This window comes from Arthrobacter pigmenti, from assembly GCF_011927905.1.
Lineage (GTDB): Bacteria > Actinomycetota > Actinomycetes > Actinomycetales > Micrococcaceae > Arthrobacter_D > Arthrobacter_D pigmenti.
Map to the genome: position 1 here is coordinate 1 of NZ_JAATJL010000001.1, position 22068 is coordinate 22068.

General features: G+C 64.7%; 23 protein-coding genes and 1 pseudogene. 13 read left to right on the forward strand and 11 right to left on the reverse strand.

The window, feature by feature from the left end; translation table 11 throughout:
- The 4 genes and pseudogenes from BJ994_RS00005 to BJ994_RS00020 form a co-directional block, all read left to right on the forward strand.
- Positions 1-195, forward strand: a pseudogene (locus BJ994_RS00005) (hypothetical protein); the annotation flags it as partial.
- Positions 192-779, forward strand: coding sequence for a DUF6286 domain-containing protein (locus tag BJ994_RS00010; protein WP_167990082.1), 588 nt, complete (start codon positions 192-194; stop codon positions 777-779). The pseudogene BJ994_RS00005 and the gene BJ994_RS00010, both read left to right, overlap by 4 nt.
- Complete coding sequence (locus tag BJ994_RS00015) at positions 776-1384, forward strand: hypothetical protein (RefSeq protein ID WP_167990084.1); 609 nt, start codon at positions 776-778, stop codon at positions 1382-1384. The genes BJ994_RS00010 and BJ994_RS00015 overlap by 4 nt, the downstream gene beginning before the upstream one ends.
- 62 nt (positions 1385-1446) lie before the next feature.
- A complete protein-coding gene (locus BJ994_RS00020) occupies positions 1447-2580 on the forward strand; it encodes a winged helix DNA-binding domain-containing protein (RefSeq protein ID WP_167990086.1) in 1134 nt (377 codons plus the stop codon).
- Here the strand turns inward: BJ994_RS00020 and BJ994_RS18040 are convergent.
- From BJ994_RS18040 to BJ994_RS00040, 5 genes are all read right to left on the reverse strand, one after another.
- Entirely contained in the window at positions 2577-3209 is a 633-nt protein-coding gene (locus BJ994_RS18040; RefSeq protein WP_342450191.1) for a polysaccharide deacetylase family protein, read from the reverse strand. The two genes, BJ994_RS00020 and BJ994_RS18040, sit on opposite strands and share 4 nt — an antisense overlap.
- 61 nt (positions 3210-3270) lie before the next feature.
- Entirely contained in the window at positions 3271-3420 is a 150-nt protein-coding gene (locus BJ994_RS18045) for a hypothetical protein (protein ID WP_245192211.1), read from the reverse strand.
- Between the two features lie 86 nt (positions 3421-3506).
- Positions 3507-3962, reverse strand: coding sequence for a DUF2975 domain-containing protein (locus BJ994_RS00030; protein ID WP_167990091.1), 456 nt, complete (start codon positions 3960-3962; stop codon positions 3507-3509).
- Between the two features lie 44 nt (positions 3963-4006).
- A complete protein-coding gene (locus BJ994_RS00035; RefSeq protein ID WP_167990093.1) occupies positions 4007-4759 on the reverse strand; it encodes an SDR family NAD(P)-dependent oxidoreductase in 753 nt (250 codons plus the stop codon).
- Positions 4756-5613 (reverse strand): fumarylacetoacetate hydrolase family protein, encoded by an 858-nt coding sequence (locus tag BJ994_RS00040; RefSeq protein ID WP_167990095.1) that lies wholly within the window; start codon positions 5611-5613, stop codon positions 4756-4758. Before BJ994_RS00040 ends, BJ994_RS00035 begins: the two co-directional genes overlap by 4 nt.
- A 158-nt stretch (positions 5614-5771) precedes the next feature.
- Here BJ994_RS00040 and BJ994_RS00045 point away from each other — a divergent pair, with 158 nt between their 5' ends.
- The 3 genes from BJ994_RS00045 to BJ994_RS00055 are packed head-to-tail and all read left to right on the forward strand — an operon-like array spanning position 5772 to position 8904.
- Positions 5772-7091 carry an L-fuconate dehydratase gene (locus BJ994_RS00045; protein WP_167990097.1) on the forward strand — a complete coding sequence of 440 codons (1320 nt, stop codon included), beginning with the start codon at positions 5772-5774 and terminating at the stop codon, positions 7089-7091.
- A 2-nt stretch (positions 7092-7093) separates the two neighbouring features.
- Positions 7094-8071: an aldo/keto reductase gene (locus tag BJ994_RS00050; RefSeq protein ID WP_167990099.1), complete on the forward strand. Its 978-nt coding sequence runs from the start codon at positions 7094-7096 to the stop codon at positions 8069-8071.
- Positions 8068-8904 (forward strand): amidohydrolase family protein, encoded by an 837-nt coding sequence (locus BJ994_RS00055; RefSeq protein ID WP_167990101.1) that lies wholly within the window; start codon positions 8068-8070, stop codon positions 8902-8904. Before BJ994_RS00050 ends, BJ994_RS00055 begins: the two co-directional genes overlap by 4 nt.
- A gap of 6 nt (positions 8905-8910) precedes the next feature.
- Here BJ994_RS00055 and BJ994_RS00060 read toward each other — a convergent pair whose 3' ends face one another.
- Both BJ994_RS00060 and BJ994_RS00065 read right to left on the reverse strand, forming a co-directional pair.
- Positions 8911-9591 carry a FadR/GntR family transcriptional regulator gene (locus BJ994_RS00060; RefSeq protein ID WP_167990103.1) on the reverse strand — a complete coding sequence of 227 codons (681 nt, stop codon included), beginning with the start codon at positions 9589-9591 and terminating at the stop codon, positions 8911-8913.
- Between the two features lie 24 nt (positions 9592-9615).
- Entirely contained in the window at positions 9616-11349 is a 1734-nt protein-coding gene (locus tag BJ994_RS00065; protein ID WP_342450192.1) for a glycoside hydrolase family 13 protein, read from the reverse strand.
- 160 nt (positions 11350-11509) lie between these two features.
- Here BJ994_RS00065 and BJ994_RS00070 point away from each other — a divergent pair, with 160 nt between their 5' ends.
- From BJ994_RS00070 to BJ994_RS00090, 5 genes are all read left to right on the forward strand, one after another.
- Positions 11510-12853, forward strand: coding sequence for an ABC transporter substrate-binding protein (locus tag BJ994_RS00070; RefSeq protein WP_167990105.1), 1344 nt, complete (start codon positions 11510-11512; stop codon positions 12851-12853).
- A 126-nt stretch (positions 12854-12979) separates the two neighbouring features.
- Positions 12980-13945 carry a carbohydrate ABC transporter permease gene (locus BJ994_RS00075; protein ID WP_167990107.1) on the forward strand — a complete coding sequence of 322 codons (966 nt, stop codon included), beginning with the start codon at positions 12980-12982 and terminating at the stop codon, positions 13943-13945.
- Entirely contained in the window at positions 13942-14895 is a 954-nt protein-coding gene (locus BJ994_RS00080; protein WP_167990109.1) for a carbohydrate ABC transporter permease, read from the forward strand. The genes BJ994_RS00075 and BJ994_RS00080 overlap by 4 nt, the downstream gene beginning before the upstream one ends.
- 17 nt (positions 14896-14912) lie before the next feature.
- Positions 14913-15923, forward strand: a complete 1011-nt coding sequence (locus BJ994_RS00085) for a substrate-binding domain-containing protein (protein ID WP_167990111.1) — start codon at positions 14913-14915, stop codon at positions 15921-15923.
- 106 nt (positions 15924-16029) lie between these two features.
- Positions 16030-16758, forward strand: a complete 729-nt coding sequence (locus BJ994_RS00090) for an alanine--tRNA ligase-related protein (protein WP_167995750.1) — start codon at positions 16030-16032, stop codon at positions 16756-16758.
- 6 nt (positions 16759-16764) lie between these two features.
- Here BJ994_RS00090 and BJ994_RS00095 read toward each other — a convergent pair whose 3' ends face one another.
- From BJ994_RS00095 to BJ994_RS00105, 3 genes are read right to left on the reverse strand one after another with little or no spacing between them, the layout of a single operon-like run.
- The gene (locus BJ994_RS00095) at positions 16765-18048 is read right to left on the reverse strand and encodes an MFS transporter (RefSeq protein ID WP_167990113.1); all 1284 of its coding nucleotides are present in this window, start codon (positions 18046-18048) and stop codon (positions 16765-16767) included.
- 4 nt (positions 18049-18052) lie between these two features.
- On the reverse strand, positions 18053-18901 hold the full coding sequence (locus BJ994_RS00100; RefSeq protein ID WP_167990115.1) for a DUF8083 family protein: 849 nt from the start codon (positions 18899-18901) through the stop codon (positions 18053-18055).
- 3 nt (positions 18902-18904) lie between these two features.
- Positions 18905-19705: an exodeoxyribonuclease III gene (locus BJ994_RS00105; RefSeq protein ID WP_167990117.1), complete on the reverse strand. Its 801-nt coding sequence runs from the start codon at positions 19703-19705 to the stop codon at positions 18905-18907.
- 83 nt (positions 19706-19788) lie between these two features.
- Here BJ994_RS00105 and BJ994_RS00110 point away from each other — a divergent pair, with 83 nt between their 5' ends.
- On the forward strand, positions 19789-21213 hold the full coding sequence (locus BJ994_RS00110) for a sensor histidine kinase (RefSeq protein WP_167990119.1): 1425 nt from the start codon (positions 19789-19791) through the stop codon (positions 21211-21213).
- A gap of 16 nt (positions 21214-21229) precedes the next feature.
- On the opposite strand, the gene nadE is transcribed toward BJ994_RS00110, so the two are convergent.
- The gene (nadE, locus tag BJ994_RS00115; protein WP_167990121.1) at positions 21230-22051 is read right to left on the reverse strand and encodes an ammonia-dependent NAD(+) synthetase; all 822 of its coding nucleotides are present in this window, start codon (positions 22049-22051) and stop codon (positions 21230-21232) included.
- Positions 22052-22068 lie beyond the last annotated feature (17 nt).

A 22068-nucleotide genomic window follows, 5' to 3' on the forward strand; every position in this document is an offset into this window, starting at 1 on the left:
GGCGTCCCTCCGCTTCACCGCGTGGTTGCCGATCCGGGTGCGGTGGCTGCTTTCGGTGGCTCGGTTGATGAGCGGGTCCACCGCGCCAAGGGGACCATCCTCCAGCGGTTCACGGAACTGAGCGGATCCCGCCTCAGCAGGGTGGACATCCGGGTGACCGGCGCCCGCGTCTCGACAGGCGGCAGGGCGCAATGAACGACGAAACGTACCGCTTGACCTCCCACATCATCCGCCGCGAGATGCACTCATCGCGTGCGGTGCCCTCGATTATTGTCGCCGCCCTCCTCATCCTGCTCTGCCTCTACGTGATGCTCGAGGCAGCGTTGAAGGCACTCGGCCAGGATCCGTGGCTGATCGGCCCGGAACAGGCAGCCGCCTGGGTGGGTTCCCTGCCCGGTGGAGTAGCCCCGTCATTCCTCGGCGCCGCCGGGGCACTCGTTTTCCTGATGGGTCTGATCTTCTTCCTCAGTGCCGTCCTGCCGGGCCGCAGGGCCAAGCTCAGCATCCCGAACGAGCGCGCCGCCGTCGTCGTTGAAGCCGAAGTCCTCGCCTCCTCGCTCGCGCGCCGGGCACGCGTGGCCGCCGGGGTAACACCGGAGCAGGTGCTGGTGACCATAGGGCGACGCGTGGTCGAGGTACAGGTACGGCCGACATCGGGCATCCCCGTGGATGAGCAAGCCGTTCAGTCCGCGGTCGAGGACGAACTCCGCCGCACCGCCGTCGAACCTGTACCCGACGTGCGTGTTGCCGTGGCGCCCTCGGGGGTGATCGGGCAGTGAATCAGACACCCCGCACAGTGAACCGTGTACTGCTCGCCATTTTTGGGCTGGTTCTCATGGTGATCGGCGCGCTTGCAGCGGCACTGAGCCTTCCCGCCGTCGCGCGCTGGTGGCAGGCAACGGCAGCCGAAATCGGCGAGGCCCTGCAGGAACTCCTTGCGGCGACCACGCTGGCGGGCCAACGCGACAGTTGGCTATGGATAGTTCTGGCCCTGCTCATGGTGCTGCTGGTGATCCTGATGATCACGTGGGTAGCGAATCAGGGCAAGGGCCGTTCGGGCGTATTGGCGTACGACGACGGCGAGTCGCCCGTCCCGGGCAGCGTCACCATCAACGGCGCGGTCGCCGAACAGGCGCTCAAAGCCGCGCTGGCAGAGCGCGTCGACCTGGTGAACTCGTCCGTTGCAACCTACGAATTCCGCCGGCGCCCGGCATTGAAGGTGCGTGTTTTCCCGCGCCAGGGTGTGGCGCCGTATGTGGTTGCCCAGGAGGTGACTGCGCTCGTCGATGCACTGGACGCTGCACTCGGCACGCAGACCCCGGTTCTGATCAGCATCGATTCGGGAGCACGCACCAGGTTCACGCGGGCGGAACGGGTCCGCTAGCTGTATCACCCATCAGAGGTCAGTCAGGGCGAATCGTCCGGTTCTGCGGCTAACCTGTGAGGATGTCGATTTCCTGGTCGCAGGCCCTCGCTTGGCGGATGCAGCGGCACTTCCTTGAGCCCGTGGGGAACGAATCGATCAACGACGTGATACGGCGCCTCGGTGCCGTGCTGGCGACAGATGAGGACTTGGCCGAGCTGGCGGTCGGGGCACGGCGCGTGCAATCGCGGCGTGGCGATCTCGGGCAGGCGCTCACCGAAGGAAGCATCATCAAGGCTTTCGCCTTCAGGGGCGCGATGCACTATCTGTCACCCGAGGATGGTGGTGCGTATCTTGCACTCCGGGCGGCCGGACGGCAATGGGAGCTGCCGAGTTGGCAGAAGTACTACGGGCTGAGCGCCGCAGCATGGCCTGCGTTTCGCGAGTCGGTTCGCGAGGCGTTGAAGGAGGGACCGCTGACCACCGCCGAGCTCAGCGCGCTGGTGACACGTGATGCGGCGTACCGGCACCTGCGTCCGGTCTTCGAGGAAGGCGCCGGCACTTTGATCAAGCCGCTCACGTGGCAGGGGGACATGAGCTTCGGACCACCGCGAGATGGGCAGCGCACGTTTCAGAGCCTTGCTCACAACCCGCGATGGTCAGGGATTTGGGATCTTGAGGAGGCTGGGCCGCACGCGATCATGTCGTACTTCCGCGCCTATGGCCCGGCCACTCACGATCACATCCACTACTGGCTGGGCGAAGGACTCAGCGCGGGCCGCCAGCGCTTGGAGGGTTGGCTCACGCAAATCAAGAGCCGGCTGGCGGCGGTAGACGTCGAGGGTGAGACTGCGTATGTGGCGAGCGAGGACGTCGACGCGCTGATGACGACGCAACCTACCCAGGCCGTGCGGCTCTTGCCTGGGCACGACCAATGGGTGATGGGGCCGGGCACCAAAGACCAGCGTGTTGTTCCATCGGCGTACCGTGCACTGGTGACACGCAAGGCGAACCTCGTGGTCGCTGGCGGCGTCGTGAGCGGCACGTGGGCGGTCAAGGGCGACGAGGTGGTGATGGTTTGGTTCGGGAAAAACGGTGCGCCGCCCCGGAAGTCCCTGGAGGAGCAGGTCGACAGACTGGCGACGATGACCGGTCAGCCGCTAAGGCCAACCCTGCAGATGTCTGCAACATTCGGCCCGGATATGCCTCGCCGCTAGCTTGTCGCCTGGCTCAGCGTCAGAAGCTGCACGCCGTTGTCCTGCAGCCTGGGCAGCGCCTCGGCGAGGCCCGCACCCGTCCCGGAGCCCGGTTGGTTCCCGTGGGCGATGATGATGTCGCCGGCCCTCGCCCGCACGACCTCCTGCACGACGACGTCGGCAGGGTAAGTTGCGCCCGCGTCACCATTGATGGTGAAGCCCGCTGGGATCATGCCGAGGTCGAGGCAGATCGACCCCGCAACTTCATCGAGATGGGCTGTTCCGGACCGGAAAAAACGGGGACGGATGCCGGTGAGCTCTTCGAGCTTCTCGGCGTTGACCATGATCTCGTCGTAAACATCAGGCACTCCTGCCGTGCCGGGGATCCCGTAGGCGTGCTGACCGGCGACGCTGAGCGGCAGGTGCCGGGTTCCATGGTTGGCGAGCTCGAAGAGCGGGTCCGCCGCCAGCTCCCTGGCCAGTCCGGGATTAGCGTCGATCCACCGCGCGTTGAGGAACAACGTTGCGGGCAGTCCATGTTTGCGCAGCGTCTCGAGGATTGACCGGTCGGACCCTGATCCGCCGGAACCGCCACAGTAATCGAGCGTGAGGGCCGCGCCGCGGGCAGCCGGCGGAAGCGCGCTCGTCACTCCGGGTACGGCGAGTCCCCAATGGCTTGGAGATCTTCCGGCGTAGGCCTGGATGATCTCTTCACGCGTGGGAAAGCCCGGCGCAGCGGTGGGAGCCGGCGCGCTGGGTGGCGCCGTCGAAGGTGACGGAAGAGCCGAAGGGGAAGGGGCCGGCGTCGTCGTTCTCGGGGGTGCGCTGGACACCGAACCTGAAGGACCGGGCACCGCACACCCGCCTAGCGCAAGGCCGAGGGCGCTGAGGAGCACAGTTCTGCGCTGCGGATCGGCGGTCACTCTGCCCCCTAAAGGATCGGTGGCTCAAGGGTATCCGCGGTCGGCGGCCAAATAGAAAGGGAGCGCCCTACTTCTTAGTGCAATCACGCCGGCTATGATCGCTACGGAGGCAAGCACGCCAAAAAGCATCGCGGGTCCGCCGATGTTCTCGACGGAACCGGCGTGCACGCAAACACCCGCGAGAACCAATGCCGTAAAACACAGAGACGCTGCCATCAGGTTGATCCATCGCTTCGAGCGACCCACCGAAACATCCTTGGCAGCCGCCAGTAGTCGCCATGCCGCCAGCAATGCAACCTCGAAACCGCCGATTGCAACCACCACCGCAACCAGGTACGGCAACTCCAAATGGGCAACCTCTGGATAGCGGTCGGCGTAGTCAGCTGCGACCTGCGGAACAACCACAACCTGAGCCAGTAAGGCTCCTATTGCACATACCCCGATAAGGACGCGGAACAGTGAAATGTGCCGTGCGGTCATGGTGCAATCATCGCCCAAGTTTGCGCGCCCCGCGATAGTGCAAATCAGGCCGGGCGCAGCCGCAGTTCCTGCATGCCGCCGTCGACAGCGATCGCCGTACCGGTAGTAGAGCCCGACGACGGCGACGCCAGGTACACGACCGCCCCCGCAACCTCATCGGCGGAGACGAGCCGGCCATGCGGCTGCCGCGCCTCGAGGGCTGCACGTTCCGCGGCGGGATCTGGCGCGGAATCGAGGAGCCGGCCGATCCACGGCGTGTCCGCAGTGCCAGGATTCACGGCGTTCACGCGGATTCCTTCGCGCAGGTGGTCAGCTGCCATCGCCCGGGTGAGCGACAGGACGGCGCCCTTAGTGGCTGTGTACAGAGCACGCTGGGGGAGTCCGGCAGTGGCTGCGATGGATGACGTGTTCACAATCGCCGCCGAGGGCGACTGGCGCAGGTGAGGAAGAGCTGCACGGCTGACCCGGACCAGTCCCACCACGTTGATGTCCCACACGCGGTGCCACTCGTCGTCGTCGTTCGTTTCCACCGTGCCCTGCGCGCCGATCCCTGCGTTGTTCACTACGATGTCCAACCGCCCGTAGGTGGAGGCAACGTGCTCGACGGCGGCGCGCACGGAGGCGTCATCGGAGACGTCGCACCGCACACCTTCAACGCCCTCGGGCGCCGCCTCCGGCCGTAGGTCGAAGGCGACCACCGACGCCCCCGCGGCTTGGAGCTTCTCGGCAATTGCGGCGCCGATCCCGGAAGCTCCACCGGTAACGATGGCTACGCTGTCCTTCAGTTCCCTGCTCATGGAAGTTCCTTCCGGAAGTACTCCTGGCGCTGCCTGCCAAGTCCCGCGATCTCGAGTTCGACGACGTCGCCCGGCTGGATGTAGGGGAACCGCCCGGAGAGCGCGACGCCCTCTGGTGTGCCGGTGAGGATGACGTCTCCCGGCTCGAGCACCATGTACTGGCTGATGTGGTGAACCACGGTGGCGCAGTCGAAGATCAGATCCGATGTCTTTGAGTCCTGGCGGATCTCGCCGTTCACCCAGCTCTGCAGGCGCAGGTTGCCGGCGTCGATCCCGTCAGCCGGAACCAGCCACGGGCCCAGGGGAGTGGAGGCGGGAAGGGACTTGCCTTTGGTCCACTGGCCCGCATCGCCGGGGATCTGGTACTCGCGCTCGGATAGGTCGTTGGCCAGCACGTAACCGGCGATCGCCGCTGCGCCCTCCTCGACGCTGGACAGGTAGCTCGATTCCCGGCCGATGACGATGCCGAGTTCCACTTCCCAGTCGTACTTCTCTGAGGCGGGCGGAATCGGAGCCGCGTCATACGGGCCGGCAATGGTGTTGGACGGCTTGAAGAAGACCACCGGACGGGTGGGCGGCGCGGCGCCTGATTCCGCGGCGTGCGCAGCATAGTTCATTCCGACGCAGACGACGGCGGCGGGACGGGCAACGGGCGCTCCCACCCGGAGTGCATCAGCATCGGGCAGAACCGGAAGTTCACCCGCGTCCAGCGCCCGGCGTACCCGGGCTACACCATCTCCGGCGAGGAACGCGCCGTCGATGTCTCCGGTCAGGCCGCGAAGATCATATGTGGTGCCCTCCTGAACGACTGCGGGCATCTCTGCGCCGCGCTCACCCAATCGCAGGAAATACATAAACTGCCTCTCTAACATCTGAACTATGAAGCGTGTTGTGAAGAACGATAGCGCAAAAAACACCCATTGACACCCAGACATCTGATGTTTATTCTCGAAGAAGTCAGACCTTTCCGAGTGCGGTTGCAGTAACCGCGTAAGCAGCAGGAGCCAAGGCATTGAGCATCATCACAGCAGTCGAGACGTTCGACGTCCGCTTTCCCACCTCGAAGCACCTTGACGGCTCCGACGCCATGAACGCGGACCCCGACTACTCGGCGGCCTACCTCAGGATTATTACCGACGCCGCCGACGGTCATGAGGGTCACGGGTTCGTCTTCACCATCGGGCGTGGGAATGACGTGGAAACTGCTGCGATCAACGCATTAAAGGGTCACGTCATTGGACGTAATACCGAAGAGCTGCTCGATGACATGGGAGCCACCTGGCGCCTGTTCGTCCATGATTCGCAGCTGCGTTGGCTGGGCCCGGAGAAGGGCGTCATGCACATGGCGATCGGCGCCGTCGTCAATGCGCTCTGGGACCTCAAGGCCAAGCGTGCAGGCCTGCCGCTGTGGCAACTGCTCGGCCGGATGACGCCTGAGGAACTAGTGAACCTCATCGACTTCCGCTACCTCACGGACGCGCTCACGCCCGAGGAAGCACTCGAAATTTTCCGTAAAGCGGAGCCGGGACGCAGGCAGCGCGAGGAAGAGCTGCTCACCGTCGGCTATCCCGCCTACACCACCACGCCCGGATGGCTTGGCTACTCGGACGAGAAGCTGGCCCGACTGTGCCGCGAAGCGGTGAAGGACGGCTTCCAGCAGATCAAGCTCAAGGTTGGCGGCGACCTTGAGGACGACCGCCGTCGTCTCAAGATCGCCCGCGAAACGGTGGGACCGGATATCCGAATCGCCGTCGATGCGAACCAGCGCTGGGACGTTGCCGAGGCCATCAGCTGGATGAAGGAGCTCGCAGAGTTCGACGTGGCCTGGATCGAGGAACCCACCAGCCCCGACGATGTCCTGGGCCACGCGGCGATCTCCCGCGGCGTCGCGCCCATACCGGTCGCCACCGGCGAGCACGTGCAGAATCGGGTCATCTTCAAGCAGATGCTTCAGGCAGATGCCCTCCAGGTGCTGCAGATTGACGCGGCACGCGTGGCAGGCGTCAACGAGAACATTGCAATCCTCCTGCTCGCCGCGAAATTCAATGTTCCTGTGTGCCCGCACGCCGGCGGAGTAGGCCTCTGCGAAGCGGTGCAGCACCTCTCGATGTTCGACTTCGTTGCCGTGTCCGGGACCCTTGAACGGCGCATGATTGAGTTCGTCGATCACCTGCATGAGCACTTCATCACGCCTATCGACGTACGCCAGGGACGTTACTGGCCGCCGCTCGCCCAGGGTGCCGGCGCCGAGATGCACCTGGCCTCGCTGCAGGAATTCTCTTACCCCGGCGGCCCGGCCTGGATGCCCGAAACCGTAGCGATTGCAGGATAGCCATGGCCTCTGAGGAATCCCCAAACAGCCTCGAGCTTCGGTTCGGGCGGCTGGGCTTTGGCGCCGCGGGCATCGGGAACCTGTACCGGAACGTGCCCGACGACGACGCCCGGGCCACCCTCGAAGCGGCCTGGGACGGCGGAATTCGCTACTTCGACACGGCACCGCATTATGGCCTGGGCCTTTCCGAACGCCGGGTCGGTGAATTCCTTCGGAGCAAACCGCGCGAAGAGTTCCTGATCTCCACCAAGGTGGGCAAGCTTCTGAGGCCGAACCCGGAGTTCAGCGGGCAGCCTGACGACGAAGGCTTCGCCGTCCCCGCCGAGTTCAGGCGCCAGTGGGCACCAGATGAGGCCGGTATCCGCGCGAGCCTGGAGGACTCGCTCGAACGGCTGGGCCTGGACAGCATTGACATCCTCTACCTGCACGATCCCGACGTCTACAACCTCGAGGAAGGCATCAGCCAGGCGCTGCCCGCGCTGGAGAAGCTACGGGCCGAAGGGCTCGTGAAGGCGATCGGTGTTGGCGCCAACTCTTCCGAAGCCCTGCTCGCCTGCGTGGAGCGCGCGGACCTCGACCTCATCATGCTTGCCGGCCGCTACACGCTCTTGGAGCAGCCTGCTCTGGCCGACTTGCTGCCCGCCTGCCTGGAGCGCGGTGTGGGTGTGGTGAACGTCGGGGTGTTCAACTCCGGCCTGTTGGCTTCCTCGACTATCCGAGACGATGCGCACTACAACTACCAGCCGGCGCCCGAGGCCGTCCTGGAACACGCACGTCGCCTTTCCGCGCTGTGCCGTGAGTACGACGTCGAACTGCCGGCCGCCGCGATCCAGTTCAGCCTGCACCACCCGGCAGTGGAAACCGTCGTCGTCGGCGCACGTACGGCCGCGCAGATCCAGCAGAACATCGAGTCCATGAACGCCCGGATTCCACAGGGGCTCTGGGCCGCTCTCGCCCGCGAAGGCCTGGTGCCGGCATGACCGGGATTCTCGACTCACACCTGCACCTGTGGGATCTGTCCTCCGGCGGGTACTCGTGGCTCACCCCCGACGCCGGCGAGCTGTACCGGACCTACACCGCGGAGCAGGCGCGCGCGGAACTGGATGCTGCGGGAGTTGGAAGCGCCGTTCTGGTGCAGGCTGACGACACCGCAGCGGACACCGAATTTCTGCTCGCCCAGGCATCGGCGCACAGCTGGATTGCCGGCGTCGTCGGCTGGGTTCCGCTTGATAACCCCTCGTCGACTGAGGGCGCGCTGGCCGGTTACGCGGCCAACCCCGCGTTGGTAGGCGTGCGGCACCTGGTGCATGACGATCCGCGGGACGATTTCCTCTCGCTGCCCGAGGTGCGGACGTCCCTGAAGTCGCTGGCAGCAGCAGGTCTGCCGTTCGACGTGCCGAACGCCTTCCCTCGGCACCTGCAGGCCACGGTTGAGCTGGCCCGCGACCTTCCGGAACTGAACGTGGTCCTCGATCACCTCGGAAAGCCGCCGAGAGGCGACGCGGAAGCGATGGAGCTATGGAAGGACCAGCTCAGTGAGTTGGCACAGCTGCCCAACGTCACGGTGAAGGTCTCCGGACTTGCGGTACCAGGACAGCCGCTCACCGTCGAGGCACTCCAGCCCGTCTGGGATCTTGCACTCGACGGGTTCGGGCCGGGACGGTTGATGTACGGCGGCGACTGGCCCGTGTCCGTTCTCGGGGGCACCTATGAGGAAACGTGCGGGATTATCGCGCAACTGGCTGACCAGCTCTCGCCCGATGAGCGCACAGCTGTCATGGCAGGAACAGCGACGGCTGTCTACCTGAGATAAAGACGCTCAGAAGCTTTCCGACGCACGACGCAGCCACTCTTCGATCCCGCTGATGTGTACAACCATAAGCGCCTTGGCAAGCTCAGCATCCTGTCGTTCAAGTGCGTCAACGATGGCAAGATGTTCGGCCAGCGTACGTTCGACAGCCTTCTCCTGCGTCAGACCGCGCCACACGCGAGCACGCACGGTGCTACTTGAGAGTCCATCCAAAAGGCTACAGAGGTAGTTGTTTCCGCCAGCAACCGCGATCAGGCCGTGAAACTCAAGGTCGTGCGCCACCAGACTCTCGACAGCCGTCTCCTCGTTCGCCGCTTTGACTGACTCTCGGAGCGCTGTCAGTTGCTCGGGGAGAATCCGTACGGCAGCCATGGCAGCCGAGGCCGGCTCAAGGATCCGGCGGACTTCGAAAAGCTCAAGGACGGAGCTGTCCTGATGAAGGTCAACCACAAAGGCAATTGCCTCGGTCAGGAGCTGCGGCTCCAGGCTGGTGACGTAGGTGCCGTCTCCACGACGGACGTCCAGAACGCGAATCAGATCGAGAGCTTTGACGGCTTCCCGCAATGAACTACGGGATAGGCCGAGCCTTTCACTCAATTCCTTCTCAGGAGGTAGACGGTCACCCGCCTTCAGCTCACCGGAGAGGAGCATCTCCTTGATTCTGATGATCGCTTCGTCTGTTACAGCCATGAGCCCATCCTATTGGTCAGATGTTTAGCGTGGGAGGAGCCACACAGCGTTATCCGGCAGTAGCGAAGTGCCCTGCACCGCGTCGGGAGCACTCGCAAGCACGACGACGCCGGCAGGCAGTTCCGTGGGCTGCCGGCCCATGTTCGCAATCACCGTGACGTCCCCGTTCACGAAGGCGACCACGCCGACGTCGGGCCGGTGGGTAGGAGCCCACTCAAGGGAGCCACGGCCGGCGCGCCGGGCCGCACGTTCCCTCAGAGTGTCCTTCACAAGACTGTGTACAGAGCCCGGCTGGCCCACCTGGGCGTCCACGGCGTACTGCGCGAACGCCGGGGGCTGTGGGAGCCAGGGATCGGCGCCCGTGGAGGGTGCGTCGTCGTCGTTCTGGTTGCTGAAACCGAAGCCTGGCGCCTGGGCCTTCCAGGGAAGGGGGACGCGGCATCCGTCACGGCCCCGTTCGGCGCCATTGGTGCGGAAGAAGGAAGGGTCCTGTCGGACATCATCGTCCAGCAGAGTGTGCTCGGGAAGGCCGAGCTCGTCGCCCTGGTACAGATAGGCCGAGCCGGGAAGGGCAAGCATAGTCAGGAGTGCCGCGCGACCTCGCCGGAGTCCCAGCGCGTCATCCGGCTGCTCATCCTGCGCTCCCACGCCCTTGGGCAGGGTAGTGGGATCCGGGAGTCCGAAGCGGGTGGTGTGGCGGACGGTGTCGTGGTTCGAGAGCACCCAGGTGCTCGGCGCGCCCACCCGGCCGGCCTGTTCAAGGGACTCGGTGATGCTCGCGGTCAGACGCCGCGCATCCCAGCCTGCGCGCAGGAAATCGAAGTTGAACGCCTGCTGCATCTCGTCCGGGCGGACGTAGCGGAAGAGCCGCTCGGCCGGTTCAACCCAGGCCTCGGCAACCAGCATGCGGTCCCCGGGATACTCGGCAAGCACCCGGTTCCACTCGCGGTAGATCGCGTGCACGCCCGGCTGGTCGAAATAGGGCGGCGTGGGCTCTGTGGCCTCAGCTTCCTCAGTGGCGTCCGGCGTCTTCACTTCGCCCACCATGCTTTCGCGGCCGGACCAGTCGGGAAGACCTTCGGCCTTGACAAGTCCGTGTGCAACGTCGATCCGGAAGCCATCCACCCCGCGGTCCAGCCAGAAGCGGAGGACGGAGATCATCTCCTCGCGGACCTCGGGGTTCTCCCAGTTGAGGTCCGGCTGCCTGGTGTCGAAAAGGTGCAGGTACCACTGGCCATCCTCCACACGCGTCCAGGCGCTGCCGCCGAAGACGGACTGCCAGTTGTTGGGCGGCAATTCACCGTTTTCACCGCGGCCTTCGCGGAACATGTAGCGCCCGCGCTCCGGGGAGCCCTTGGGTGAGCTGATGGCAGCCTTGAACCACTCGTGCTCATCCGAAGTGTGGTTCGGAACCAGGTCAACGATCACCCTGAGACCGCGCTCATGTACCTCGGCAAGCATGAGGTCGAAATCTGCCAGCGTTCCGAAGCGCGGATCGACGTCCCGGTAGTCGGCGACGTCGTAACCGGCGTCGGCCTGTGGCGACACATAGAAGGGGGAAAGCCAGACGGCGTCGACTCCCAGGTCCGCAAGGTAGGGCAGCTTCCTGGTGATTCCGGGGAGATCACCCATTCCATCCCCGTTCCCATCCGCGAAGGATCGGGGGTAGATCTGGTAAATGACGGCGTCTTTCCACCAAGCGGCCGAACGGGCCGTTTGATCGGAAATGAGCGAACCGGAGGGTTTGGAAGCAGTCACGGAACTCCTCGACAGGGATGGTGTCACGATTCGATATCGACAACAGTGGGCAGCCTGAATTGTGTTGCACGCCACAACGTAAGCGCTTACATTCAGGATATCAAGAGGTGAGGCGGCGGATTCCTTCTAGGTGCCTGCTGCCAGACAAAGGAGTCATTTCATGGCGAATATTCGCAGCAAGAAAGCGGTGCTGCCGCTCGCAGCACTCAGCGTACTAGCGCTCACCCTCTCCGCCTGTGGCGGGAGCGAGGGCGACGGCGGTGGCGAGGAGCCCGCAGCCAACTGCTCAGCCTACGAAGAGTACGGAACGTTCGAGGGCGAAGAGGTGAGCGTCTACTCAACCATCACCGACAGCGAACAGGACCTGCTGGAGAACTCGTGGGCGGACTTCGAGGAATGCACCGGCATCGAAGTGGCGTACGAAGGCTCCAACGAGTTTGAAACCCAGGTCCTTGTGCGGGCGCAGGCGGGCAACCCGCCGGACGTCGCAATCTTCCCGCAGCCCGGCCTTCTTGCAGCACAGGCTCGTGAGGGGTACATCAAGCCCGCACCCCCGGAGGTTGAGGCGCTGGTCGACGAGAACTGGTCCGAGGACTGGAAGAGCTACGGCACCGTGGACGGCACGTTCTACGCCGCTCCCATGCTCGCCAGCGTTAAGGGTTACGTCTGGTACTCGCCGACAACCTTCGAGGAAAACGGCTGGGAAGTTCCGGCTACCTGGGACGAGATGATGGAACTCTCCCAGACCATCGCGGACAGCGGTATCAAGCCGTGGTGTGCAGGATTCGAGTCCGGTGAAGCAACCGGCTGGCCGGGCACCGACTGGATCGAGGACGTAGTGCTTCGCCAGGCCGGACCGGAAGTCTACGACCAGTGGGTTGCACACGAAATCCCCTTCAACGATCCGCAGATCACCGAAGCCTGGAACACTGTGGGCGACATCCTCAAGAACGAGGAGTTCGTCAACGGCGGGTTCGGCGACGTCCGGTCCATCATCTCCACGAACGTGGATGTTGCAGGAGACCCGGTAGTCGAGGGTGAGTGCGCCATGTACCACCAGGCCACCTTCCAGGCCGCGAACTGGCCTGAGGGTACCGACATCTCGGAGAACGGCGACATCTGGGCCTTCATCACTCCCGGTGAGGAAGCCGGCTCCTCCGCGATCACCGGCGGCGGCGAGTTCGTAGCCGCTTACAACGAGGGCGAGCCGATCACTGCCTTCCTGTCCTACATGGCTTCGGCTGAGTTCGCGAACAACCGTGTGGAGCAGGGCGGTGCGATCAGCGCCAACCAGGGACTGGATGCCTCGCTGGCCTCCAGCGACCTCGACCGCCAGTCCATTGAACTGCTGCAGAGCGAAGAGACCGTCTTCCGCTTTGACGCCTCCGACCTCATGCCCGGTGCCGTAGGCGCCAACTCCTTCTGGAGCGGCATTGTGGAGTGGATCAATGGAACGCCGACCGAAGAAGTGGTCGACACCATCGAGAGCAGCTGGCCCGAGTAGTTCCTTCGTCAGGCCCGGCGTGTCACCCAGGTGACGCGCCGGGCCTTACCTGACTTTCTCCGGCAACGTCCGCGCGCGGAGAAACTTTCATTCCGAAGGAAACTTCACACTTTAGGAGGCTCCGCTATGGAGGATGTCGGCGAGAAGTTCCTGCAGGTGGTGATCGCCCTGGCCATCTTTGCGGCCATCATCGGGCTCATCATGCTGCTGGTCGACCGGGCGCCAAAGTCTTTCCGCGACAAGGCAACGATCATCGGGTTCCTTGCACCCGCCGGCATCCTGCTTACGGTCGGGATGGTCTGGCCCGCGGTGCAGACCACGTTCCTTGCGTTCACGGACCGTGACGGCAACGTCAACGGCCTGGATAATTTCATCTGGATGTTCACTGAACCCACGGCCCTGGTGACGCTCCGCAACACCGTCCTGTGGGTAATCCTGGTTCCCACGATCTCCACGATCGTGGGCCTGGTGTACGCGGTCTTCATCGACAAGGCACACGGGGAACGCGTGCTGAAGGCGCTCGTCTTCATGCCGATGGCCATCTCGATGGTGGGCGCAGGCATCATCTGGAACTTCATGTACGCCTACCGCGGCACCGAGCAGGATCAGATCGGCCTCGTGAACCAGATCCTGGTGTGGTTCGGCGGCGAACCACGGCAGTTCCTCCTCGACGCGCCCTGGAACACGTTCTTCCTGATCGTGGTGATGGTGTGGATCCAGGTGGGCTTTGCAATGGTGGTTCTCTCCGCCGCGATCAAGGGAATCCCCGCGGATATCGTCGAGGCGTCCAGGCTTGACGGCGCGACGGCGTGGCAACAGTTCTGGTCCGTCACCATTCCCTCAATCCGGGGGGCCCTGATCGTGGTGGTCACCACTATCACGATCATCACACTGAAGGTCTTCGACATCGTGCGCACCATGACGGCGGGTAATTACGACACGTCCGTCGTCGCCAACGAGATGTACACGCAGGCATTCCGGGCAAACGAACCGGGACGCGGCGCGGCACTGGCGCTGGTGCTGTTCCTGATGGTGCTGCCCGTAGTGCTCTACAACGCACGGCAGCTGAAGAAGCAGAAGGAGATCCGATGACCTCGACCCCAGCCGTGCCGGCCATGGGCACGGATACTACGCCGGATACCACCCGGGAGGCGCCCATCACCCGGCGGGTGAAGAACAAGCTCACCTCGCGTGGGGCGACGATCGCCGCGATCATCATCGCGGTGCTCTGGACCATTCCCACCTTCGGGTTGTTCATCTCCTCCTTCCGTTCCGAGGAGGTCATCAACGACACCGGTTGGTGGACAAGCTTCACTCAATTCAACTTCACGCTGCAGAACTACGTGGATGTGATCGGCGACGAGGGTAGTTCGTCATCCAACCTCGGCCAGTACTTCGTCAACTCGCTGGCGATCGTCATCCCGGCCACCCTGATTCCGCTGGTGGTGGCGGCGATGGCAGCGTACATCTTCGCCTGGGGACGGTTCCGCGGCAAGGACACCCTGTTTGTGTTCATCTTCGCCCTGCAGATTGTGCCGTTGCAGATGGCGCTCATTCCGCTGCTGAGCCTGTTCGTCAACCTGCAGATCGGTGAGTTCCAGCTGATTCCGCCGGGCTCCTACGCTCAGCTGTGGATTGCGCACACCATCTTCGCGCTGCCGCTGGCCATCTTCCTGCTGCACAACTTCATCGCCGAAATTCCCGGCGAGGTTATCGAGGCAGCGAGGGTGGACGGCGCCGGCCACACGACCATCTTCTGGCGCATCATCGTACCGCTCTCCGTCCCCGCGCTCGCTTCCTACGGGATCTTCCAGTTCCTCTGGGTCTGGAATGACTTGCTGGTGGCTCTCGTCTTCTCGGGCGGAACTGCCGACGTCGCTCCCATCACCCAGCGGCTGGCGGAACTGACGGGAACCCGCGGTGGCGAGTGGCACCGGCTTACGGCGGGAGCCTTCGTGTCGATGATCGTCCCGCTTTTGGTCTTCTTCGGACTGCAGCGCTACTTTGTTCGCGGTTTGCTGGCTGGTGGCCTCAAGGGCTGATGCACGGATGATTAAGAGTGACTAGCATCGAGGATGTTGCGGTAGCCACGGGGGTCTCGACGGCGACGGTGTCGCGAGCCCTTCGCGGGCTCGCGGGGGTTTCGGAGGGCACGCGTGCCCGGGTACTCAGTGCTGCGCAGGAACTGGGGTACGTGCCGTCGTCGGCCGCTTCCGGACTCGCCTCCGGACGCACCATGGCGATGGGAGTGCTGCTGCCGTCCATCGAACGCTGGTACTTCTCGGCGGTCCTCGAGGGAGTGGACCGGCAGCTGCGTGCAGCCGGCTATGACCTGATTGTCTTCAGCCTGGGCGGGAGGGGAGCCAACCGGGAACGGGTATTCCACCGCTCGATCCTCCGCAAGCGGATCGATGCGCTCCTGGTGATGTGCATGGAGCTCACCGAGGAGGAACACCGTTCGCTGCGCGAACTGGAATCGCCCACCGTGGTGGTGGGCGGTTCCGTCCAGGGGGTGCGGCACGTCGGCATCGACGACCGGGTGGCTGTGCGTGACGCCGTCGAGCATCTGATCTCCCTCGGCCACACGAAGATCGGCCATGTGCGCGGGAGCGGATCCGACGGGCTCTACTTCGAGGTGCCGCGCATCCGCGAGGAGTCCTTCCTGGAGACAATGGCATCGCGCGGCCTTCCGGTCCGCTCCGAGTGGTGTGTGTTCGGTGATTTCCGGTTCAACGAATCCAAGCATGCGGTGACGCAGATGCTCTCCACTGTCGCGGAACGGCCGACGGCGTTGTTCTGCTCCTCAGATGAGATGGCCTTCGGTGCGCTCACCGCTGCCACGGAGCTCCGCATCCGGGTGCCTGAGGAGCTGTCCGTCATCGGCATTGACGACCACGAATTTGCGGAGCCGATGGGGCTGACCACTGTACGCCAGGTGCCGGAGGAACAGGGGGCATTCGCCGCAGACCTCCTGCTGGGTGAGTTGGAAGGCAGGACGCCCCTGCAGTGCCCGCCCACGCAGCCGCACACGCTGGTCGAGCGGGCGTCAACCGGCCCGGCGCCGTCGTAAGCTTCATCGAGCGGCCAGATATAGCGGTGTTCTCGTAAGATTTTCGTCATAAGTGGCCGGTCGATGAAGAGGCTGCGAGGGTACCCTGCCGATAGTCTTAACCACTATGGCTACGGAACTCCTTTACCTCGACGACTTCGATGTCCTCACCGCCCAAGCGACCGTCATGCAGGTCAGCGAGCTCGATGACGGACGGCTCGACGTCGAACTCGACCGCACCTGCTTCTACCCGCGTGGCGGCGGCCAGGACTGGGACACCGGCGTCATCCGATCGGGCGGGGACGCGTTCACCGTCGATGAGGTCCGGCTCGATGAGAACGGGGTGGTCCACCACCTGGGTGCGGGCGCGGTGTCGGAGGGTGCCGGCGTCGTACTCGAAGTGGACGGCGAGCGGCGTTCGATGAACACGAGGCTGCACTCGGCGGGCCATATCGTGGACCTTGCAGTGGAGCGGCTGGGACTGCCGTGGGTGCCGGGCAAGGGTGCGCATTACCCGCACATGTCCTTCGTCGAGTACTCCGGCGAGGTGCCCGGAGACATCGAGGAGACGCGGCAGCGCATCGAGCGCGAGGTGGCCGCAGTCATTGCGACGGGCAGCAGTAATGAGATCCGCTTCATGCCGGTTTCGGAGATGGACGCCTACTGCCGCCACGTGCCGGAGAACATTCCCACGAACAAGCCGGCGCGGATTGTGCTCTACAACGAGACGTTCGGCGTGCCGTGCGGCGGAACCCACGTGCGGGACGTTGCGGACGTCGGGACCCTCACGATCACCAAGATCAAGTCCAAGAAAGGTGTCACCAAGGTGTCCTACGCCGTGGAAGGCCTGAACTAGCGCACCTCAGTGGGACGCTTCGACCGGGAAGTCCGCGTCCGAGGCCACCCGGAACGGCGAAAGCGCCAGCACCAGGGCCGAGACGAGCATCACCGCCGCGGCCACACCCAGCGCGGCGACGCTCCCGAAACCCGTCGCAATAACGCCACCCAACGGCGCCCCGACCACGATCATGCCGCGGTTCACCGACCGCCGCGTCGCATTCATCCGGGCGATCAGCGCGTCGGGCGTGACCGCCTGCCAGTAACCCATCTCGACCGGGCCCTCCGCCCCGAGCGCACACCCGTACAGCACCTGCCCGAGAACGGCCAGCGCGAACGCTGCCCACACCGGCGCCGGCCAACTTCCCATACTCCCGTCCCCCGTCGCACCGCCGGCAGCGAGGGGCGCCAGGAGAACGACGACGACGGCGGGTGGTTGCGCGAGCCGCGCCGCGACCACCACCCGGCCGGTACCCCAGCGTTCTCCCCAGCGCTGGGACAGGGTGGTTCCGATTACGGCGCCGATTCCGGCGCCGCCGAGGACCAACCCGAGGCCGAGTGCGCCGAGGCGCAGGTCATTCAGGATCAGCGCCGGCAGCACCGCGCCAAGCATCGCGGAGCCGATGAACCAGAGGTGCGAGCTGAGCGCGAGGGGCCGCAGCATCCGGTGCCCGTAGATCCAGCGCAGGCCTTCGGCGATGCGGGTGCGTACCGGCGTGGTACTCCGTGCAGGCCGATCACCGGCGGGAACGGTGAGGAGGGTGAGGCCCGAGAAGAGGTAGCTCGCGGCGTCGAGCAGGAGCGCGAACGGCGCGCTGAGCAGCGCCACTATGCCACCGGCGACTGCGCCGCCCGAGGTTTGCGCGACGGTCTCGCTCTGCTGGAGGCGTGCATTCGCACGAACCAGCTGGGAGCGCGGCACGAGTTGCGGCAGGAAGGACTGGTAGGCGGCGTCGCTCATCAGCGCGAGCGTCCCGAACGCGAACATCAGGATCAGAAGCGCGGGGAGGCCGATGACGCCGGTCGCCCCGAGGAGACAGAGCACAGCCAGGATGGTTGCCCGGCCGAGGTCCCCGGTGATCATGACGGTGCGTCGCCGGAACCGGTCCACCCAGATTCCCGCGAGCAGCCCGAAGAGCAGATACGGCAGCCAGCGGGCGGCGTTGACCAACCCCTGATCCAGTGCGGTGCCATCCATCGTGACGAGGATGAGCACCGAGAGCGCAACGGTGGTCAGGTAGGTCCCGAAGTCCGAGACCGACGACGCCGCCCAGAACCGTACGAACGCTGGATTCCGGCGCAGCTGCATGACGTCAGGACGCGCGGGCGAGCTGGCGGATTGGGATCCAGCGCGAGGCAAGGCGGCGGTAAGCGGCGGCGGCGCCGGTCATGTCCGCTTCCGCGAGGCATTCAATGCCCATCCGCACGTCCATGGGTGATTCATCGGGGAAGACTAGGTCAGCGACCGGGCCGTAGTCCAGCTCGACGACGGCGTCCCGGCGGAACAGTTCCAGCCACTCGGTGAGCTCGGTGAGGTCCTCCAGCAGGTCCAACTCGGGCGCGGCGATGGCGAGGCTCGCGACCGCCCGGCGCGCGCGGTCGATGCACTCGCTGATGGTGACTGCTACGCGCACGGTGTGGACTTCGCCGTCGTCGTCCACTACGTCCGTGAGATCGTCCTCGTGGATCAGGACGAACCAGGAAAACGGCACACCCCACGTGGCGGAGCGCGTGTGCAGCTTCGCGGTGGACTCAGAGAGTGTTTCGGGGTCCAGGCGGGCCTGCTGCGCCTCACGGGCAACTTCGGGGAGCAACACGTCCATGAGGGGCCCGCGGATGGTCTGCTCAAGTGACTCCGCGGCCAGCGAAGTGCGGACCGCCAACTGGTTGGGGCAGTAATACGGGGCCGTAGTCCCATTGCTGCGCGGGTAGTGAAGCACGCGCACCAGATCCGGTTCGTGGTGCGGGAACGGATCCGAGACGAGCCTGGTGATCCGCCGGAGGGCATCGACGCGGTCGAGGTCCTCGGTGACGTGCCGTTCACGCGTCCGCTGCTCCAGGATGGCAAGCTGCTGGGCGTCACTGAAGGCGTCAAGCGGCTCATAGACCCGCAGGAAGGAAACGTAGGGGAAGCTCCGGCCCGAGCCCGGTGCGCTTGCCACTGGTCAGTCCAGCTCTACGACGACGGGAGCGTGGTCCGACGCGCCCTTGCCCTTGCGCTCCTCGCGGTCGATCGAGGCGCCGCTGACCCGCTGTGCAAGGGCGGGGGAGGCAAGCACGAAGTCGATGCGCATGCCCATCTTCTTCGGGAAGCTGAGCTGCTTGTAGTCCCAGTAGGTGTAGACGCCGGGGCCGGGGGTGTAGGGGCGGACGACGTCGGTGAAACCGGAATCCTCGAAGGCCGCGAACGCTGCGCGTTCCGGAGGGCTGACGTGTGTGTATCCGTTGCGGAGGAAAAGTTCGTTGTCCCAGACATCCTCTTCGCGCGGTGCGATGTTCCAGTCGCCGGTGAGGGCAACCTGCGCGGTGGGGTCAGCTTCGAGGACCCCGACGGCGTGCTTGCGCAGGAGTTCGAGCCACTCGATCTTGTACGGCATGTGGGGATCATCCAGCGCACGCCCGTTCGGCACGTACAGACTCCAGACGCGCACCCCGCCGCAGGTTGCGCCGATCGCGCGGGCCTCCTGTACCGGATCCGCGTCCTTGCCGAAGACCGGCTGATCCGGGAAGGTACGCTCGACGTCCTCAAGCCCCACCCGGGAGGCGATCGCGACGCCGTTCCACTGGCTCACACCAAAATGCGCAACCTCGTAGCCGCTCTTCTCGAACAGTTCCCAGGGGAAATTATCGTCCTTGCACTTGGTTTCCTGGATGGCGAGGACATCGACGTCGGAGCGGCCCAGCCAGGCCTCAACACGGTCTGCACGGGCTCGGAGGGAATTAACGTTCCAGGTGGCAATCTTCACAGACGCTACGTTACCGAAGATGGCTGGCATTCCCTGATGCGCCCAGACACGCGTTCTCATCCTGCACAGATAACCTTGCGCTTATGTCGAGCAGCATCGGGGCCAGGGCGTGGGCCTCCAGCATCCGGGTCCGCATCATCGCCGTCGTGGCCGGCCTGCTGGCGCTGTCCTCAATCGGCTCGGTGCTGCTGCTGCGCGTGGTCCTGTTCGAACGGCTCCAGGAAGAGATCGCCACCAGCCTCGATCGCGAGGCCGAGGAGTTCCAGCTGCTGGCCGGTGGACTGGATCCGCGCACCGGCCAGCCGTTTGGAAATGACCTGACGGCCATCTTCGATGTCTACTTCTCGCGGGAAATTGCCGACGAGGGAGAGACGCTGATGGCCTACATCGACGGGGAACTCTATGAATCCAGCCGCGCCGCAGCGGTGCCGGACCTCGAGGACTTCTCTCCCGCCGTCGACTACTGGCTTTCCCGGACCGAGGTTGAGCGCGGGCGCCGGGATACAGAGGCGGGGGAGGCACAATACGTGGTCATCCCGCTGATGGGTGAGCCGAACAACGGCGTCATGGTGATCGCGAACTTCCCGGCCTTCGAGCAGAGCGAGATCGACAGTGCGGTGCAGACCCAGCTCGTGGTGCAACTGGGAACAGCTGTCCTGGCGACCCTGCTTGGAATGGCGCTCGCGGGGCGGATCCTTCGTCCGCTGCGCTCGCTCGCGGAGACCGCACTGAGCATCTCGGAAACCGACCTGACCAAGCGGATCGACATCCGTGGGCGGGATGAGGCATCCCGCATCGCGGAGGCCTTCAACGACATGCTCGAGCGCCTCGACCAGGCCTTCACCACGCAGCGCCAGTTCCTGGACGACACGAGCCACGAACTGCGTTCACCGCTCACGGTGATCCGCGGGCACATTGAACTGCTGGAACTGGACGAGACGCCTCAGGAGCGTGCGGCGACAATCGCTTTGGTGACCGATGAGATCGACCGGATGAACCAGATTGTCTCCGACCTCTTCCTGCTGGCGAAAGCTGAGCAGCCCGACTTCCTGCACCTCGAAAGCATCAACCTGCGCGACCTCGTGCTGAGCATGCACCGGAAGATGACCGCCCTCGGCAAACGGGACTGGCAGGTGCAGGTCCCGCCGTCAACGCGCTTCACCGGCGACCGTCACCGGCTCACCCAGGCGATGCTCCAGCTCGCGGACAACGCCGTGAAACATACCGACGACGACGCCGCCATCCGGTTGGGCGCCGACGTCGCCAAGGGGCAGATCCGCCTGTGGCTTGCGGACAGCGGGGCGGGAATTGCCGACGTCGACGCCGAGCACATCTTCACAAGGTTCCGGAAAGGGACGGTGAATGTGCCGGGAGGTCATCCGAACCGTGGTGGGGCGGGCCTGGGGCTTTCGATCGTGAGCGCGATTGCCGAGGCGCACCACGGCTCGGCGGCGCTCGTGGAGAAGCCGGGCTGGGGTGCCTGCTTCCAGATCACGCTGCGGCGGTAACTCCTCAGAGGGCTGCTCAGCGCCACCAGTTGTCGAGGATGCTGACCGGTACGGTGCGCTTGTGGCGGGTCATCGTGTACCGGCGTTCGATGGCGTGTGCAGCCTCCTCGGGCACTTCGCGGCCCTCGAGGTAGTCATCGATCTGCTCATAGGTGAGGCCGAGTTCATGCTCGTCGGTCTGGCCGGGATTCTCGTCGAGCAGGTCCGCCGTCGGAATCTTGTTGTAGAGGCGTTCCTCGGCGCCGAGCTCCTTGAGGACCTGCCGGTTCTGGCGCTTGTTGAGGCCGAACAGGGGCAGGACGTCCGCGCCGCCGTCGCCGTACTTGGTGAAGAATCCGGTCACTGACTCGGCGCCGTGGTCCGTGCCGATGACCAGGAGGTTGTGTTCACCGGCTACGGCGTACTGGGCGATCATGCGGGCACGGGCTTTGACGTTGCCCTTGTTGAAGTCGGACATTTCGACGCCGGCCGCGCTGGCAAACTCGTTCTCGAATCCGTCGACGGCCGGGGCGACGTTGTACACCACGGACTCACTCGGCTGGATGAATGCGAGGGCTGCCTGGGCGTCGTCCTCGTCGTGCTGGACCTTGTAGGGAAGCCGGACGGCGACAAACCGCGCATCCGTTCCTTCTTCCTTCAACTCGTCCACCGCGAGCTGGGCAAGCTTCCCCGCCAGCGTGGAATCGAGCCCGCCGCTGATGCCGAGAACGAAACCTTTCGTGCCGGTCGCCTGAACGTAATCCTTCAGGAAGCCAACGCGGCGGCGGATCTCCTCCTGCGGGTCAATGGTGGGGCGTACGCCCATTTCCTCGATGATTTTCGCCTGGAGTTCGCGCATGGGCTTTAGGGTACTAC

Bases quoted from the DNA above. Each gene is read 5' to 3' on its own strand.
- BJ994_RS00010 (WP_167990082.1), top strand. From the start codon at position 192: ATGAACGACGAAACGTACCGCTTGACCTCCCACATCATCCGCCGCGAG.
- BJ994_RS00020 (WP_167990086.1), top strand. From the start codon at position 1,447: ATGTCGATTTCCTGGTCGCAGGCCCTCGCTTGGCGGATGCAGCGGCAC.
- BJ994_RS00030 (WP_167990091.1), bottom strand. From the start codon at position 3,962: ATGACCGCACGGCACATTTCACTGTTCCGCGTCCTTATCGGGGTATGT.
- BJ994_RS00035 (WP_167990093.1), bottom strand. From the start codon at position 4,759: ATGAGCAGGGAACTGAAGGACAGCGTAGCCATCGTTACCGGTGGAGCT.
- BJ994_RS00040 (WP_167990095.1), bottom strand. From the start codon at position 5,613: ATGTATTTCCTGCGATTGGGTGAGCGCGGCGCAGAGATGCCCGCAGTC.
- BJ994_RS00050 (WP_167990099.1), top strand. From the start codon at position 7,094: ATGGCCTCTGAGGAATCCCCAAACAGCCTCGAGCTTCGGTTCGGGCGG.
- BJ994_RS00055 (WP_167990101.1), top strand. From the start codon at position 8,068: ATGACCGGGATTCTCGACTCACACCTGCACCTGTGGGATCTGTCCTCC.
- BJ994_RS00060 (WP_167990103.1), bottom strand. From the start codon at position 9,591: ATGGCTGTAACAGACGAAGCGATCATCAGAATCAAGGAGATGCTCCTC.
- BJ994_RS00070 (WP_167990105.1), top strand. From the start codon at position 11,510: ATGGCGAATATTCGCAGCAAGAAAGCGGTGCTGCCGCTCGCAGCACTC.
- BJ994_RS00075 (WP_167990107.1), top strand. From the start codon at position 12,980: ATGGAGGATGTCGGCGAGAAGTTCCTGCAGGTGGTGATCGCCCTGGCC.
- BJ994_RS00080 (WP_167990109.1), top strand. From the start codon at position 13,942: ATGACCTCGACCCCAGCCGTGCCGGCCATGGGCACGGATACTACGCCG.
- BJ994_RS00090 (WP_167995750.1), top strand. From the start codon at position 16,030: ATGGCTACGGAACTCCTTTACCTCGACGACTTCGATGTCCTCACCGCC.
- BJ994_RS00095 (WP_167990113.1), bottom strand. From the start codon at position 18,048: ATGCAGCTGCGCCGGAATCCAGCGTTCGTACGGTTCTGGGCGGCGTCG.
- BJ994_RS00110 (WP_167990119.1), top strand. From the start codon at position 19,789: ATGTCGAGCAGCATCGGGGCCAGGGCGTGGGCCTCCAGCATCCGGGTC.
- nadE (WP_167990121.1), bottom strand. From the start codon at position 22,051: ATGCGCGAACTCCAGGCGAAAATCATCGAGGAAATGGGCGTACGCCCC.